Source organism: Paenibacillus sp. JJ-223, assembly GCF_927798175.1.
Taxonomy (GTDB): Bacteria; Bacillota; Bacilli; order Paenibacillales; family Paenibacillaceae; genus Paenibacillus; species Paenibacillus hubeiensis.
In genome coordinates this window covers 14064-30418 of sequence record NZ_CAKMMP010000006.1, presented here as the reverse complement: position 1 = coordinate 30418, position 16355 = coordinate 14064, and the positions used below count along the sequence as shown (strand labels likewise).

The window sequence follows — 16355 nt, the reverse complement described above, 5'->3', positions numbered from 1 at the left end:
CTCCTCCTTACCCTTCATTCACACCTCAATCATACGACTGAACGCCCCATTTCGTTTCTCGGATTCGGATTTGCTTGATGATGTCTTTTAGGCTACAAAATGCCGTGCAAAATGAAATTGGCCAAGAACAGAATGGAGATGCCGTACATGACCCCCGGAACGTTTTTTCCTTGTCCTGCAGCCAGCTTTGCGAGCGGATAAGCGATGAATCCAAACGCCATGCCGTCCACGATGCTGTACGTAAAAGGAATCATGACCATGATCAGAAATGCCGGGAAAGCTTCGGTAAAATCGCGAAAATCCATCTGCCTTACGTCCTGAACCATCAAGCCCCCGATGATGATCAAAATAGGCGCAATCGCGCTGTCCGGAATATAACCGAGCAGCGGAATGAAGAAAAAGGTCGCGCCGAACAGCACGGCCGTCACGAGCGGCGTAAGGCCCGAACGCCCGCCTGCGGCGATGCCTGCCGTCGTTTCCGCGGCTGCCACAGCCGGGCTGCTGCCGAAGATGCCTGCAAACACATTGGTTACGGACAGGGCACGCAAACTGCCTTTGAACCGTTCCGGACGGCCGATCAACTGCGTCTGCGCAGTGATCAGGCCGATATTTTCGAATACAACGATCAACAACAACAGGAATACCGCGATCCAAAAGGCGAGCTGCGCCAAATGATCGAACGACAGCTGGGCGAACAGGCCGCCGTATTGGCGGATCGCTGCTCCGGCTGACACCGGCTCTCCCGGCTGCACGGCTCCAAGCACATAGGCCAACGCCGTTCCCGCCAATATGCTGATCAGCAGGCCGCCCGGCACGTTGCGAATGAATAATATCAGCGCGATGACCAGCGTGACGCATGCGGTGATGACCCCCGGTTCGCCAAAATGCCCGATCGTCACAAACGTCGTCTGGTGCGCGATCACGATCCCGCTTTTTTGCAGGCCGATAAAGGTCAAAAACAGCCCGATGCCTACGGTAATGCCATGCTGCAAGTTTTTGGGTATGGCTTCGCTGACCATTTTATATAACGATGTAAAAGCAACGACCGCAAACAGAATGCCCGTAACGGTGACGACGGCCAGTGCCTCCTGCCAGCTCAGCTTCATGGAATGCACCAAGGTATATGTAAAAAACGCGTTGATCCCCATGCCCGGCACAACCACGATCGGGGATTTGCCCCAGAACGCCATGAGCAGGCAGCCTGCGATGGACGTCAGCAGCGTGCCAACCATCGCCGCCTGCAGCGGCATGCCGGCATCCGCCAAAATTGTAGCATTGACCATGACGATGTATACCACGGCAAAATAGGAAATCGCTCCCGCGATCAGTTCCTTTTTCCACTGGTTCCCCGGCTCCAATCCGAGGCGTCTGGTCATCCATCCTTGTTTCATCTGATTTCTATTCCCCTCTCTGACGCTGCAGTTCCCTATGTATTCAGCATGACGCGCAGCACCCCATATCATACACGCTTTTGTTGTTGAAGTACATGACGTACGCTTGACGCTTGGAAGGTTTTTCGGGATTGCGAACATCGGTGATACATCGCGGATTGCAGTCGAATTTCACAAAAAAGGCAGGCACCGTAACGGCACCTGCGCTTTTTATGAAAAGCTTAATTTTTCTTCTTTTTCTCGGCGATTTCAAGCAGCTCTTTGACCACGACGCTGACCATGATCAGTCCGACCACCGGAGGGACGTAGGCGTTGCTTGCCGGCGGCTGCTTGGCTTTGCGGATTTCCGGAGCGTTCTCGGGAACGATCTTCTCCGTAACGTCCGCGCGAGGTTTCATCGGCTCCTCGGTGGAGAATACCACCTTCACGCCTTTTTTGATGCCGTCTTTGCGCAGCTTCGTGCGCACGACGCGGGCGATCGGGTCCATGGACGTTTTGGAAATGTCCGCCACCTGGAATTTCGTCGGGTCCATTTTATTGGCCGCACCCATGCTGGAAATGATCGGAATGCCGCGCTTCAGGCACTCCTTGATGAGATGGATTTTGTAAATGATCGTATCCGAAGCATCCACCACGTAATCCAGCTCGTATTTGAACAATTCTTCATACGTCTCTTCGGTATAGAACATGTTCAGCGCGATCGCTTCGCACTCGGGATTGATCAGCTTGACCCGTTCCACCATCAGGTCTGCCTTTTTTTGGCCCACGGTCGTGGTCAAGGCATGGATCTGACGGTTGATGTTGGTGATGTCCACGACATCCTTGTCGATCAGGATGATGCGTCCAACGCCGGTACGGGCGAGGGCCTCCACCGCGATGGAGCCGACGCCGCCAATGCCGAGCACTGCAACGGTGCTGTTTTTCATCGTTTCAAGACCTTCAGGTCCGATTGCGAGCTCTGTTCTTGAAAATTGATGGAGCATTGAGAATCAGATGCCTCCTTTATTTCTTTTCCGCCACCGGTTTGCGGGCTACGCGGATATGCAGCTGTTCCAGTTGATCCAGATCTACTTCGGATGGAGCGTTCATGAGCAGATCCGTTGCACTTGCCGTTTTCGGGAACGCAATCGTTTCGCGCAGGTTAGTGCGTCCAGCCAGCAGCATGACGAGACGGTCGAAACCAAAGGCGATCCCGCCGTGTGGTGGTGTTCCGTATTCGAATGCTTCAAGCAAGTAACCGAATTTTTCTTTCGCCACTTCCGGAGAAAGGCCCAGTGCGTCGAACATTTTTTCCTGTACGTCGCGTTTGTAAATACGCATCGAACCACCGCCGACTTCGTAACCGTTCAATACGAGGTCATACGCTTGGGCGCGGATCTCGCCCGGATTGCTGTCGAACAGGTGCAGATCCTCGTCTTTCGGACGTGTGAACGGATGGTGTTCAGCTACATAACGTTTTGCTTCTTCATCATAACCGAGCAGTGGGAAGTCCACAACCCAAGCGAATTTGAATTTGCTGTCATCGATCAGGCCAAGCTGGCGGCCGATTTTGAGACGCAGGTTGCCGAGCACGTCGGCAACGACTTTTTTGTTGTCGGCAGAGAAGAGCAGCAAGTCCCCTTCTTCGGCTCCAGTACGTTCTTTGAGCGCTTCGATCTCTTCCGGCGTGAAGAACTTCACGATTGGCCCTTTGAATTCGCCGTCTTTCACTTGAATCCAAGCCAGACCTTTGGCGCCATAACGTGCAGCGAACGGTCCGAGGTCGTCGATTTCCTTCCGGCTCCATGTGCCGCAGCCTTTCGCGTTCAGCACTTTCACTTCGCCGCCTTTTTCGATGACGGAAGCAAATACTTTGACGCCGCTGGTCGCAACGATGTCGTTCACTTCGATCAATTCCATGCCGAAGCGCAGATCTGGCTTGTCGGAGCCGTATTTGCCCATGGCATCCGCATAAGTAATGCGTTGGAATGGCAGTTCGAGCTCAATGCCTTTCGTCTCGCGCAGCAATTTCGCCATCAATTGTTCCATCATCGGCAGCAGGTCATCCTGTTGCATGAAGGACGTTTCAATGTCGACTTGCGTGAACTCCGGCTGGCGGTCAGCACGCAGATCCTCGTCACGGAAGCAGCGGGCGATCTGATAGTAACGCTCCAGTCCACCGACCATCAGCAACTGCTTGTAAATTTGCGGGGACTGAGGCAGGGCGAAAAATTCGCCTTCATGCACGCGGCTCGGCACGAGATAGTCACGCGCGCCTTCCGGCGAGCTCTTGGTCAGGATCGGCGTTTCCACTTCGATGAACTCTTCGCCATCCAGGAAGTCGCGGAATACTTTGGCTGCTTTGGAACGCAGCTTCAGCGTATCGAACATTTCCGGGCGGCGCAGGTCCAAATAACGATATTTCAAACGAAGAGACTCATCGACTTCAACGCCGTCTTCGATGAAGAACGGAGGTGTTTTGGCCGCATTCAGCACTTCGATTTCGGTCACTTGCACTTCGATTTCACCTGTAGGCAGGTTCGGGTTTACCGTTTCGGCATCACGCTTCACGACTTTACCGGATACGGCAATGACGTACTCGCTGCGAACTCTGTCCGCAATGGCAAGGGCTTCGCCGGAATATGCCGGGTTGAATACCACCTGCACGATGCCGCTGCGGTCGCGCAGATCGATGAACAGGACGCCTCCAAGGTCACGACGGGTTTGAACCCAGCCGTTCAGTGTTACGGTTTCACCGATGTGTGCGTTCGTCAAAGCGCCGCAATGATGACTTCTTTTCATAATCAGACTCCTTATTATTTGAAATTCCCTCCCTGTACGAAGGCAGCCGCTCAAGGCCGCCCGTTCCAGTTCGGTTGTGTGAATAACGTTAATTTAGCCGCAAACCTTTCCAGCTCGTTTCCGATTCTGGATGAATGTTTAGCGGTTCAGTGGCTTCCTCTTACCGCAGCAGCCAGGTCATCCAGCTTCACGGTCCGTTGTTCTCCCGTTTCCATCGCTTTCAGCGCAATCTCGCCGCGCTCCAGCTCGTCATCCCCAAGGATGGCCGTATAACGGGCTTTGAAACGGTCTGCCGATTTCATCTGGGCTTTCATTTTGCGGCCTAGATAATCGCGCTCGCCGGACAGCCCGGATTGACGCAGCTTGAACAACAAACGATTGACTTCGCGATCCGCAGCCTCGCCGAGGGCAACAAAGTACACGTCCAGCGGAGCAAGATTGCTAACTTCGATATTCTGGTGCTCCAGAATAAGCTGGATGCGTTCCAGGCCGATACCGAAACCGATGCCAGGCTGATCCGGTCCGCCGATGTCGCCGACGAGTCCATTGTATCTGCCGCCGCCGCCGACCGTATCGATTGCGCCAATGCCTTGTGCCTTCAATTCGAACGCAGTCAATGTGTAATAATCCAGTCCACGAACCAAACGATGATTCACGGCATAGTCCACGCCGAAGTCTTCCAGATATGACTTCAATGTTTCAAAGTGATTCAGGGACTCTTCATCCAGGCTGTCCAAAATGGACGGTGCGCCTGTGAATTTGTCTTGATCCACCTTGCAGTCGAGCACGCGAAGCGGGTTGCGCTCCATCCGGGATTGACAGTCTTTACACAGGCTGTCTTTCATCGGTCTGAGGAACGACAGCAGCTGCTCGCGATAAGCCGCCCGGCTTGCCGGGTTGCCGACGGAGTTGATCTCCACTTTAACATCCTGCAGTCCAAGCTCCACGCACAGCTGATAACCAAGCGCGATCACTTCTGCGTCGATCGACGGATCGACCGCCCCGATCGCTTCCACGCCAAACTGGTGGAATTGGCGCTGACGTCCTGCCTGCGGGCGCTCATAACGAAACATCGGTCCGATGTAATACAATTTGCTGACATCAGGTTCGCCATACAGTTTGTTTTCCACGTAAGAGCGAACCACGCCCGCAGTGCCCTCGGGACGAAGCGTCATGCTGCGGTTCCCTTTATCATCAAACGTGTACATTTCCTTTTCCACGATATCCGTCGTTTCGCCTACGCCGCGAACAAACAAAGCTGTCTGTTCAAATATAGGGGTACGAATTTCGCGGTAATTATACCGGCGGCACAAGTCGCGTGCTTTTTCCTCAACGGCCTGCCATTTCTCGACAACACCAGGCAGCAAATCCTGCGTTCCTGTTGGTTTTTGAAATGCCATGATTCATCCCTCCATCATTTTAGTTCTCTATATAGCAAAAAAATCCCTCGCCCTGCTTGCCGAATCATCGGCAAACAAAGGGACGAGAGATTGTGTTTAACATTCACCCGTGGTACCACCCACATTCCGGAACACCCGACGCCACACAGACCAGTCAAGTTTGTCCTGAACCGATGCGTGAGGTCACCTCATCAGTCATTCATTCCGCTCCACGTATAACGCACGTCCTGCGCAGTTCGGCTACTGGCCACCGGAGAAGCTCCGCTGTGTTCGCCGCCTGTTCTCGGGGAAGTCATTCATCCGCTCATCAAGAGAATCCTTACAGCCTGGGGATTCTTCTCTGTTCTTGTGGGTTCGGATTACTTGGTCCCGTCATCGAATCGTCGATTCATCAGTTTTAACATTATAATATGACGTTAAAAGTTAATTTATTTCCTGATTGTAATGAACCGCAGTACTAAAGTCAAGAGCTAACGCTCAAAGGAAGCAAAAAAAAGCCTGCACACCGTGTGCAGGCTCAAAAGATATATAAAAAAGGGGGTCATGTCTGTTATTATAAACAGGCTATGTTAAAGACCCATGAATCCAATGTTACAGGATCATTACAAAAATGATAGCGCTTTAATTTAATTCCTCCACGTACGCTCCATTGCTTCTCAGCTTGTGAATGATTTCGTTATAATCCTCGTCATTCACCTTGGCCGAAAGAACATAGCGCAGATCTCCAAAATCAGTTGTGGATATATTGGATGCATTCAACATGTCATGATCCTCATTTACGCGCTCCCTCGTTCCCCCATCGGCATCGCGGTCCACCGGGGCCACGACGGGAATCACGTTCTCGCTCGCCGGAACTCCGGGAGAAGAACCCACCCCCATTGCGCCGTTCGTGCCCGCTGCGCCAGCCGTGTTGTAAGGAACCAGGGGTACCATCAGCTTTTGGTCCCTTCCGATCGCATCGTCCAGCTGCCCTACCTCCAATTGCTCCGTGCGAAACGTCTGCAATGACGTTCTTGCTCCCTCTGCGTCATCTTCGGTACGAAAATAAGCCTGAATATGCTTTGCCATGCCAATCCCTCCTTTTCATTTCGGCGAAATGCTCCATTCCATCCGGGCTGATTATGATGCGGGAACAGGAGCATTAGGCTGCCCTGCTCCTGCTTCGTAATGAAACGGTTAGATAACCTTCAACAGTTCGCGAACGAAAGCCGGTTCGTCCTTCGGCGTTCGCGACGTAATGAAATTTCCATCCACAACCGCTTCATGATCCTGGAATTCGGCTCCTGCATTGACCATGTCGTCCTTCAGCGGCGGGTATGCGGTAATCGTGCGTCCCTTCAACAGATTGGCGCTTGCCAAAATTTGCGGTCCATGGCAGATGGCTGCAATCGGTTTTTTGGCGCTGTCGATCTCCGTCACGAATTTCAAAATGTGAGCATCGGTTCTCAAATTTTCCGGGGACGATCCCCCGGGAATGACCACGGCATCATAGTCGGCTGCAACAGCGTCTGCAATGGCTTTATCCGTCGTGTATGTTGCCTTGCCGTTCTTGCCTTTCAACACTTCTCCGGCTTTGAGGCCGATAATTTCGACATCGTGTCCGGCTTGCTTGACCTCATCGTAAGGTACCTGCATTTCCGAATCCTCGAACTCGTTTGCCAACAAAAATGCGATTTTGCTCATTGGTCATGCTCTCCTTTCACACTGGTCAACCCCGTTGATTTCCTGCGGTTCGTTTCATGTCTGGAAACCATGGTCGCTTTTTTCAGGCGTCTTACTGCAAAAGTAAAGCGCTTGTGCCTAGTTTGTTATTACCCTAACAAGCTTCTTTTATAACAGGTCCTGAGTGAACGGTCGGCTTCTTCCACCATATCGTTATTTGCGGAAACAACAAAAAGCCATGATTCGAGTCATGGCTTTTTGCTGTGGCATCCTCAAACGCGTGGGAGACGCGGCGGTTTGCCCTTATCCTTCTCTTGAACGAACCAGATCGCTGCAACACAATCCGCTGCCGCCCGGGCCAACTGAAGCGATTCATGCATGCTGCCCGGAGGAAGCAGAGGTTCCATGCGCGAACGGCTTTCCTTCGTGGATTGGCGCATAATGATGGCGTGCTCCTTTGCCCTGCTACGGGCTGCAGATTTCAACATATCCTTCATTATGGCCTTTCCCCGCCGGGATTATGCCTGGCCTTCCTGACGAATCGGGCTTTCCACCATGAGCGTCACCGGTCCCCAATTGGTAAAGGTCACATCCATCATAGCCCCGAAACGTCCGGTTTCGACCTGAATGCCCTTATCCCGCAGCAATTGGTTGAATGTTTCATACAATGCAGCCGCCGCTTCAGGTCTTGCCGCAGCCGCAAAGCTGGGGCGCTTGCCCTTACGGCAGTCGCCGTACAAGGTGAACTGGGAGACCGACAGAACGGCTCCGCCCACGTCAATCAGGCTGAGATTCATTTTCTCCTGCTCATCCTCGAAGATCCGCAAACCGGCGATTTTGTCGGCCAGATAAACGGCATCCTTTTCCGTATCCTCATGCGTGATGCCGACCAGCAGCATCAGGCCGGATTCGATCTGTCCGGTCACTTCGTCCCCGACGGTAACCCTGGCTTCTTTGCAACGTTGTACAAGCACTCTCATGCTTAAGCTCCTTACTGCATGATGCGATGTACGGAGTAAACGTCCTTCACTCGTTTGATCCGTTCCACAACCGAATGCAGGTGTTCCGTATTTCGAATCAAAATGGTAACATGCACCAATGCCAATTTGTTTTTGTCTGTCCGTCCGGTAACGGCGGAAATATTCGTTTTGCTTTCCGAAACGGCTTGCAGCACTTCATTGAGCAAACCATTGCGATCGTGGCCCGTAATCTCAATGTCGACGCTGTAGTTGGCTTCGATATTTTCTTCCCACTCCACCTCGATCACGCGAGCTGCCTCATCCCCGTCCGAGCCTGAAGGAATGTTCGGGCAGTCCCTGCGGTGCACGGACACGCCGCGACCACGCGTGACATAACCAATCACGTCATCTCCGGGCACAGGGTTGCAGCAACGCGCAAAACGAACGAGAAGGTTGTCAATGCCTTTGACGCGAATGCCGTTGGTTGGGCGGTTTTTGCGTTCCGGCGCAGGCTTCAGCTCACGCATCTCCGAGTTCAGCTCCAGCAGGCTGTTTTCTTCCTGCTCCCGGCGCAGCTTCTCGGTGGCTTTTGTAACGATCTGCGCGGCAGTGATTCCACCGAATCCGATCGCTGCAAGCATGTCCTCAATGTCGTTAAAGGCAAATTTCTTGGCGGCCTCCAGGAGTTTCTCGTCGCTCATCCATACGGAAGGCTCCAGCCCCATTCGCTTCAGCTCGCGTTCAATGCCCTCACGGCCTTTTTCAACGTTTTCTTCACGGCGTTCCTTCTTGAACCATTGCTTGATCTTCGAACGGGCATGGGACGACTTGGCGATTTTGAGCCAGTCCTGACTTGGGCCGTAGGAATGCTTGGACGTCAGGATTTCAATGATATCCCCGGTTTTCAGGCTGTAATCCAGCGGAACGATCCGTCCATTGACCTTGGCACCAATCGTGCGATTGCCCACTTCGGTATGAATGCGGTAAGCGAAATCGAGCGGCACGGATCCTGCCGGAAGCTCGATGACTTCGCCTTTTGGCGTAAATACGAATACAAGATCCGAAAAGAAATCCATTTTGAGCGATTCGACAAACTCGGACGCGTCTTTGGTTTCGTTTTGCAGCTCAAGAATCTCACGGAAAAACGTGATTTTGTCTTCGAAATTGTTGACGGACGCAACGCCTTCCTTATAAGCCCAATGTGCCGCAATACCGAACTCGGCCGTGCGATGCATGTCCCATGTTCGAATCTGAACCTCGGTCGGTTCCCCGTTCGGTCCCACCACCGTCGTATGGAGCGATTGATACATGTTCGCCTTCGGCATTGCGATATAATCCTTGAAACGCCCGGGCATCGGCTTCCACAACGTATGAATGATGCCGAGCGTGGCATAACAGTCCTTGATATTATCCACAATAATACGAATCGCCAGCAGATCGTATATTTCATTGAACTGCCGGTTTTTGGTCGTCATTTTTTTGAACACGCTATAGATATGCTTGGGACGGCCGGACAAGTCCGCCTGAATGCCCATTTCATCAAGCTTGGCTTTGATTCCGTCCATGACCGTATCGATGTACTGTTCCCGCTCAGCCCGCTTTTTGTGCATCAGGTTGGCGATTCGGTAATACTGCTGCGGGTTCAGATAGCGCAGAGCAATATCCTCCATCTCCCATTTGATCGCGGATATCCCGAGACGATTGGCGATGGGGCAGAAAATTTCCAGCGTTTCGTAGGAAATCCGGCGCTGGCTCTCCTCCGACTGGAATTTGAGGGTTCTCATGTTATGCAGGCGGTCTGCCAGCTTGATCACGATGACACGGATGTCCTGTGCCATGGCAATGAACATTTTGCGATAGTTCTCGTTCTGCTGCTCTTCTTTGGAACGGAACTGAATTCTCTCCAGCTTCGTCAAACCATCGACAAGCATGGCGCACGTATTGCCGAATTGGTTGCGAATCTCCTCCAGCGACACTGTCGTGTCTTCCACGACATCATGAAGAAGCGCTGCAATAATGGAAATCGTATCCATCTGCATGTTCACAACGATATCAGCAACCGCAAGCGGATGCAGAATATATGGCTCTCCCGATTTTCGCGTCTGTCCGTGGTGGGCCTGATCAGCAAATTCGTAAGCTTCACGTATGCGCACCAGATCGGCTTCTTTGATGTAGGCCCCGGCCTTCTCAAGTAATTGCTCTATGCCCATTCTGATCTGTTCCGTGTCCTTTCTATACAAAATGGAACCCGTGACATTTGCATCTACACAGGTTCCCCGTAAAAGTGATTTCCTATAATTATGACGCTTCACCCGTTTTCCGTCAACTGCTGACGAATGGGCGAGAAGATGATGATGACTTGTGCGAAAGGCTTGTCGAATAAAGGCTGCTCGATGAAAATGCCAACCTTCTTTATTGTAATACAGTATAGCCGTTTGCCGAAGAATTAGAATAGGTAAGCCATTCATTTTGCATTATTCGTCTTTTTCACACCTTGCCACAATATACGGATTACAAATCACCAACCAACCCTATATATAGTACCATTTCTATCAGGATCGTGATTTCACTCACTTGATATTAACGTAAAAACGAACAATTCGGCGATTTTCGCAAAAAATGTTATTGCTTATTCTTCGGAAAGTCTGTACTATATTGAAGATTTGTGTTTCGGAAAAAGGAGATGAGCATTTCGTGCAGCGTGAAATTCAGGTAAATGAAAAAATGCCTTTTGGACCTGGCTTCTTATTAAGTTTGCAGCACCTTTTCGCCATGTTTGGGAGCACGGTTCTCGTGCCTAACCTGTTCGGCGTCGATCCAAGCATGATTCTGTTGATGAACGGGATCGGGACATTGCTGTACATTCTGATGTGCAAAGGCAAAATTCCGGCTTACCTCGGCTCTAGCTTTGCCTTTATCGCCCCGGTATCCTCCGTCCTGCTTAAACATCCGGAGAACGGGTATTCGATGGCGCTTGGCGCGTTCATCGTAACGGGCATCGTATTTTGCATCGTTGCCTTGGTCATCAAATATGCGGGTACAGGCTGGATTAACGTCGTATTTCCTCCCGCAGTCATGGGCGCGATCGTCGCGCTGATCGGTTTGGAATTGGTTCCGGTTGCTGCCGGAATGGCAGGAATCATCAACTCGGACCCCGTGAATAATCCGGATTGGGTGCCTACCGCACAGCCCATTATTTTATCCATGGTCACATTGGGGGTTACAGTCATCGGAGCGGTTACGTTCCGTGGATTTCCCAAGATCATTCACATTCTGATCGGGATTGTAGTCGGTTACCTGCTCGGGTACGCTATGGGCCAAGTGGAAACCGATAAAATTGCCAATGCCGATTTCGTGTCCATGCCTACCATTACGACGCCTACCTTCGACTGGTCCGTTATTCTAACGATTCTACCTGTAGCCTTGGTCGTTATTGTCGAACATATCGGACATTTGCTTGTCACAAGCAGCATTGTGGGCAAAGACCTTTCCAAAGATCCTGGTTTGCATCGTTCCCTTCTCGGCAATGGGATTTCCACCATCTTTTCCGGTTTCGTCGGTTCAACGCCTAACACGACATATGGCGAAAACATCGGTGTCATGGCTTTGACCCGAGTATACTCAACCTATGTTATTGGCGGCGCTGCGATCATTGCTGTTATTCTTTCGTTCTCCGGGACATTCTCGGCATTGATTGCGAACATTCCCGTTCCGGTCATGGGAGGTGTGTCCTTGCTTCTGTTCGGTGTCATTGCAGCTTCCGGTCTTCGCATCCTGGTCGAACAAAAGGTGGATTTCGCCAAACCGACCAATCTGCTGTTAACGACTTTGGTATTGGTTGTGGGACTTAGCGGCACTCAAGTAACCTTCTACGGCGTTCAATTGAAAGGTATGGCACTGGCAACCATCTTGGGCATCTTGCTCAGCCTGTTGTTCAAATTGTTCGAAGTGCTTGGCTGGTCGAATGACAAAGAAGATAAGGCGATTCTGACCGAGAAAACGCCTGACTGATTTCATCCGTAACATGTAAAAAAGCCAGTTCACTCCCTCCTTTACGGAGGCAGCGAACTGGCTTTTTTTCAGTCATTCATGCCATGTATTATTTCCCGGGAAACGGGAGCAATAGGTTTGGTTTAGTAATTCATCAACGTGAACACGTCGATATTCGGCAGCTTAGCCCGCCCGTTCAGTTCATCCAACTCAATCAGGAACGCAGCGCCAACCACGTTGCCGCCCAATTGCTCAATCAATTTGACGGAGGTAGCGATGGTGCCGCCGGTTGCCAACAGGTCATCGGCAATCAGCACGTTTTGTCCTTTCTCGATCGCATCGATATGCATAGCGAGCGTATCTTTGCCATATTCGAGGTCATAACCGGCTTCGATCGTTTCACCAGGCAGCTTCCCGCTTTTGCGGATCGGCGCAAAACCAACGCCAAGAGCATAGGACAATGGAGCACCCACAACGAAACCACGCGCTTCCGGTCCGGCAATGACATCGATTTTCAGATCGGAAACCATCGTTTTCAGTTCATTGATCGCCTTGCGATACATTTCTCCATCCTTCAACAGCGTGGTAATGTCCTTGAAGCTGATTCCCGGCTGCGGAAAATCCGGAATGACACGAATATAATCTTTGAAATCCAAAATTAATCTCCTCCTAAAATAAATAACACAACTCTGCCTAAGATACGCCCTTCATCCGGGTTATCATCCATTGTGTAAGCTGAGACGTGGGTGCATCCAACATCACCTGCTCGGTTTCTGCCATGCTTTCGATGGCTCGATAATTTCGCGATGTTGCCAGATCCCGTTTGGGCGGATTGGCAACAAACTCGATGTTGCCGTCTCGCCGGTGAATGAAGCCCAGTTCTTCAAACACATCAAGCATCATCGTAATCATGCGTACAGAGCAGCTGCACTGCCGACTGAGTACAGGCGTAATTTCCTGTTCACCCACCGGTTCAGCTCCCCATTTGGACACCAGCACATACATGCGCTTAAAGAGCTCTCTGGAAGGCATCTGAAGTCGATCTCGGCGATTGTGGCCCGATCCATGCAGAAGGATGATATTCTCGGCTCCGCTGAACAACTTCAGCATCGCATCAAGCTGTTCCGGAGTTTCCGGCGTATCAAACACAAATAACGTCCGGACCTGCTCCTGTCCGTAGTGCTGCGCGGCAGCATTACGGGGTAACAACCCGACCTTCCTATCATATACCCAAAGGCATGGTTCATACAATGAATTTCCTATAGAAACATTCGTTTCTTGACGGACGATAACGCCGATCGAGCCGCTTGTATACCTCAGATGAACTTCGAAGGTACGCATAAACTGTTTCATTCCATTTAATGGATCGGCACTGCCGCGTAGATCGAAAACCTGTGCCTCGCTCACTGCCAGATCATGCAGCATAAATTGCGGCTTTCGCGTGCCATTCCACTCGTTAATGGAAAGTTCGCCCATCGCGTCGATGACGGTTCCGGGAAGCAGGAAGTCCGCCAAAGCCCCTTTGCCAAACGCAACAGCTTCAAGCTGCCAGCCCTCCTGCTCCAGCACCAGCTTCAGATGGCGTTTCTCGCGGCCCATCGTTCGGGTTTCTTTAATAGTGACCTTATTCAGCACAAAACGTGGCGATGGATTGCTCATGCCGAACGGCTGCAGTCTGTCTATTTCCTGAATGACTTTCAGCGGCACGTCACTGATCAAACAGTTATCGTCAGCGAGGCGTCGTGGAATGAAATCTTCCTCTTTCAAAACGCCAGCGGCATAATCGTTCAAGCCTCGCTCCAGCTCCACGAGCTGGTCCCGATGGAGCGTCATGCCCGCAGCTGCGGGATGGCCTCCATAATGGTCTAGCGTATGCTTGCACGCGGTTAGAGCCTCGTAGATGTCGAGCCCGTCGATGGATCGGGCCGATCCCTTGCACATCCCTGTTTCAGGGTCAATGCCCAGAATAAGCGTAGGGCGATAATATCGTTCCAGCAATTTGGAAGCCACAATACCAACCACACCCACGTTCCAGCCCTCTCCTGCCAACAGAATGACATGAGGAACCGAGCCTTGGCTCTGAATTTTGTGCTCCAGCATCGCCACCGCTTCCTGCACGATGCTTTCGACCACTTGTTGGCGTTCCCTGTTCAACAGATCGAGTTGACCGGCGAGCATATGCGCCTCATCCAGATTGTCTGTCGTAAGAAGGGACACCGCACGCCCCGCGTGATCCAGACGCCCGCTGGCATTGATTCGAGGAGCCATTGCAAACGCAATGTTCACAGAGGTCACCTGTTCCTGTGTAACCCCGCTGATCTCCAATAAGGCACTTACTCCGGGAAGGCGCGTATCGCGCATGGATTCGACGCCGTAACTTACGATGACCCGATTTTCCCCCTCCAAGGGCATGAGGTCCGCTACCGTGCCAATGGATGCAATCTCCATCCATTCGCGCGGAACTTCCCCAATCAGCGCTTGGGCCAACTTCAGGGCGACTCCTGCACCTGCCAGCCCCTTGAACGGGTAGCTGCATTGCGGGAGCTTCGGATTGATTAAAGCATAGGCTTCCGGCAATACTTCAGGCGGTTCATGGTGATCCGTCACGATGACTTCCATGCCCAGCGATGAGGCATACGCGATCTGCTCCACTGCGCTGATCCCGGTATCGACGGTAATGATCAGCGTGACTCCCTGCTGGTGTGCCCAATCCAAGGCATGATTATGCAGCCCGTACCCTTCATTGGATCGATGAGGAATATAAATATCGTACGAGGCGCCCAAATGCCTCATCAAATGAATCATGAGTGAAGTGCTTGATACACCGTCGGCATCGTAATCTCCATAAATTAAAATATGCTCGCCGCGCTCCAGCGCCTGTTGGATGCGTGGTACGGCCTTATCCATGCCATGCAGCAAATAAGGATCATGCATCTGGCTCAGGTCCGGATGCAAAAACCGTTCCGCCTCTGCCTCTGTGAGCACTCCACGGCCCACGAGCAAACGTGCGACGAGCGGGGAAACGGAAAGCGCCTGCGAGAGTCCCGCAGCCGCCTCCGGTTCGATATCCGGCGTACTCCACCGGTATTGCGAATAAAGCAATGATAACGCTCCTTTCCTGCGCTGCACGATCAAGCGTCACTATTGGATCAATGTCGCTTCGTGATCAGGCAGCTCATGATTGGATTTATAGGGATAACCAGGGTCATAAGGAATCGCCTGAACCTGCACTTCCCTAACATGGTCGAAACGGGTCATTAGCAATGTTTTGGCACGGTTAGCTATTTCTTGCGCCTCCAGAATGGTGATTCTCGGATTAACGGTAATGATAAGGTCGATGGCAACGTAATGCCCTTGGTTTCTTGCAGACAAATGATCAATCGTAATCACGCCAAGCACGCGTTGAACCGTTTCCTGAAAGTCAATGGACTCTTCCTGTTCCAGTTCCTGCACGAGCGAACCGTACACCGTATCCACGATCATGCGGTATCCCTGATGCAGCACAAAGAAAGAAGCAATCAAAGATGCGGCCGGATCCATGTACAGCAGCGCGTCCCAACCCATCATTTCCCCGGTCAAGGAACCGGCAATGCCGATCATAACGACAAGCGAGCAATATAATGCGCGGCGATGCTGCTGCGCATACGCCAAGGCTTGCGGCTGGTTTCGTTTGCGGTAATATCTGTACTGAAAGTGAAATATCGCTTCCCGGATGGCCAAGGCAACTAGAACGGTAACAAGGGCCCACTGTCCCTTCATTTCGGGTACGCTGCCCGATAATGCCGACAGTGCCGAAAAAGCAATTTGCAACCCGCCCAAAAGAACAAGCACAGACAACACGACCGAAGTCCCTGGCCCGGCTACGCGCACATGATCCCCGGAAGCCATTCCTCGGATTCGATTCCCAGTCTTTTCAACCTTGGCCGGAAACAAGTCCGTCAGTGAGGATGCCGCCTGCGAGGCCGAATATAAACCATCGACAAGCAAAGACTTGCTTCCTGAAATATATCCAATCCCAGCCTTGATCACTGCGAGAACCATATTCCCGGCGATGCCGCTCCATGCCGCAGTGCGAACAGTTGGAATACGAGTTCTGGTCATGCTTAATCCCCCTTGTACGTGTACCTAAAGTTACAAAACCGCGCATGGAAGCGCGGCTTGAACATACATGT

13 protein-coding genes are annotated in these 16355 nt (G+C 51.8%); 1 reads left to right on the top strand and 12 read right to left on the bottom strand.

All coding sequences use genetic code 11. The features are described 5' to 3' along the window. Positions 1-92 precede the first annotated feature (92 nt). From L6H98_RS12315 to L6H98_RS12275, 9 genes are all read right to left on the bottom strand, one after another. Positions 93-1391: an NCS2 family permease gene (locus L6H98_RS12315; protein ID WP_236415450.1), complete on the bottom strand. Its 1299-nt coding sequence runs from the start codon at positions 1389-1391 to the stop codon at positions 93-95. Between the two features lie 221 nt (positions 1392-1612). Next, positions 1613-2374: a tRNA threonylcarbamoyladenosine dehydratase gene (locus L6H98_RS12310; RefSeq protein ID WP_236415448.1), complete on the bottom strand. Its 762-nt coding sequence runs from the start codon at positions 2372-2374 to the stop codon at positions 1613-1615. 19 nt (positions 2375-2393) lie between these two features. Continuing rightward, on the bottom strand, positions 2394-4172 hold the full coding sequence (aspS, locus tag L6H98_RS12305) for an aspartate--tRNA ligase (RefSeq protein ID WP_236415446.1): 1779 nt from the start codon (positions 4170-4172) through the stop codon (positions 2394-2396). A gap of 146 nt (positions 4173-4318) precedes the next feature. Next, positions 4319-5572, bottom strand: coding sequence for a histidine--tRNA ligase (gene hisS, locus L6H98_RS12300; RefSeq protein WP_236415444.1), 1254 nt, complete (start codon positions 5570-5572; stop codon positions 4319-4321). 621 nt (positions 5573-6193) lie between these two features. After that, entirely contained in the window at positions 6194-6640 is a 447-nt protein-coding gene (locus tag L6H98_RS12295) for a hypothetical protein (protein WP_236415443.1), read from the bottom strand. Positions 6641-6748: 108 nt separating this feature from the next. Further along, complete coding sequence (locus L6H98_RS12290) at positions 6749-7255, bottom strand: type 1 glutamine amidotransferase domain-containing protein (protein WP_236415442.1); 507 nt, start codon at positions 7253-7255, stop codon at positions 6749-6751. Positions 7256-7506: 251 nt separating this feature from the next. Beyond that, positions 7507-7731: a hypothetical protein gene (locus tag L6H98_RS12285; protein ID WP_236415441.1), complete on the bottom strand. Its 225-nt coding sequence runs from the start codon at positions 7729-7731 to the stop codon at positions 7507-7509. A gap of 21 nt (positions 7732-7752) precedes the next feature. After that, positions 7753-8214 carry a D-aminoacyl-tRNA deacylase gene (dtd, locus tag L6H98_RS12280; RefSeq protein WP_236415440.1) on the bottom strand — a complete coding sequence of 154 codons (462 nt, stop codon included), beginning with the start codon at positions 8212-8214 and terminating at the stop codon, positions 7753-7755. 11 nt (positions 8215-8225) lie between these two features. Continuing rightward, on the bottom strand, positions 8226-10403 hold the full coding sequence (locus L6H98_RS12275) for a bifunctional (p)ppGpp synthetase/guanosine-3',5'-bis(diphosphate) 3'-pyrophosphohydrolase (protein WP_236415824.1): 2178 nt from the start codon (positions 10401-10403) through the stop codon (positions 8226-8228). 484 nt (positions 10404-10887) lie between these two features. Between L6H98_RS12275 and uraA the strand changes: the two genes are divergently transcribed. Further along, positions 10888-12204, top strand: coding sequence for a uracil permease (gene uraA, locus L6H98_RS12270; RefSeq protein ID WP_236415439.1), 1317 nt, complete (start codon positions 10888-10890; stop codon positions 12202-12204). A gap of 122 nt (positions 12205-12326) precedes the next feature. On the opposite strand, the gene L6H98_RS12265 is transcribed toward uraA, so the two are convergent. From L6H98_RS12265 to L6H98_RS12255, 3 genes are read right to left on the bottom strand one after another with little or no spacing between them, the layout of a single operon-like run. Beyond that, a complete protein-coding gene (locus L6H98_RS12265; protein ID WP_236415438.1) occupies positions 12327-12839 on the bottom strand; it encodes an adenine phosphoribosyltransferase in 513 nt (170 codons plus the stop codon). 37 nt (positions 12840-12876) lie between these two features. Then, positions 12877-15285, bottom strand: a complete 2409-nt coding sequence (recJ, locus tag L6H98_RS12260; protein WP_236415437.1) for a single-stranded-DNA-specific exonuclease RecJ — start codon at positions 15283-15285, stop codon at positions 12877-12879. 39 nt (positions 15286-15324) lie between these two features. Then, positions 15325-16284 (bottom strand): cation transporter, encoded by a 960-nt coding sequence (locus L6H98_RS12255; protein WP_236415434.1) that lies wholly within the window; start codon positions 16282-16284, stop codon positions 15325-15327. Positions 16285-16355: the final 71 nt, after the last annotated feature.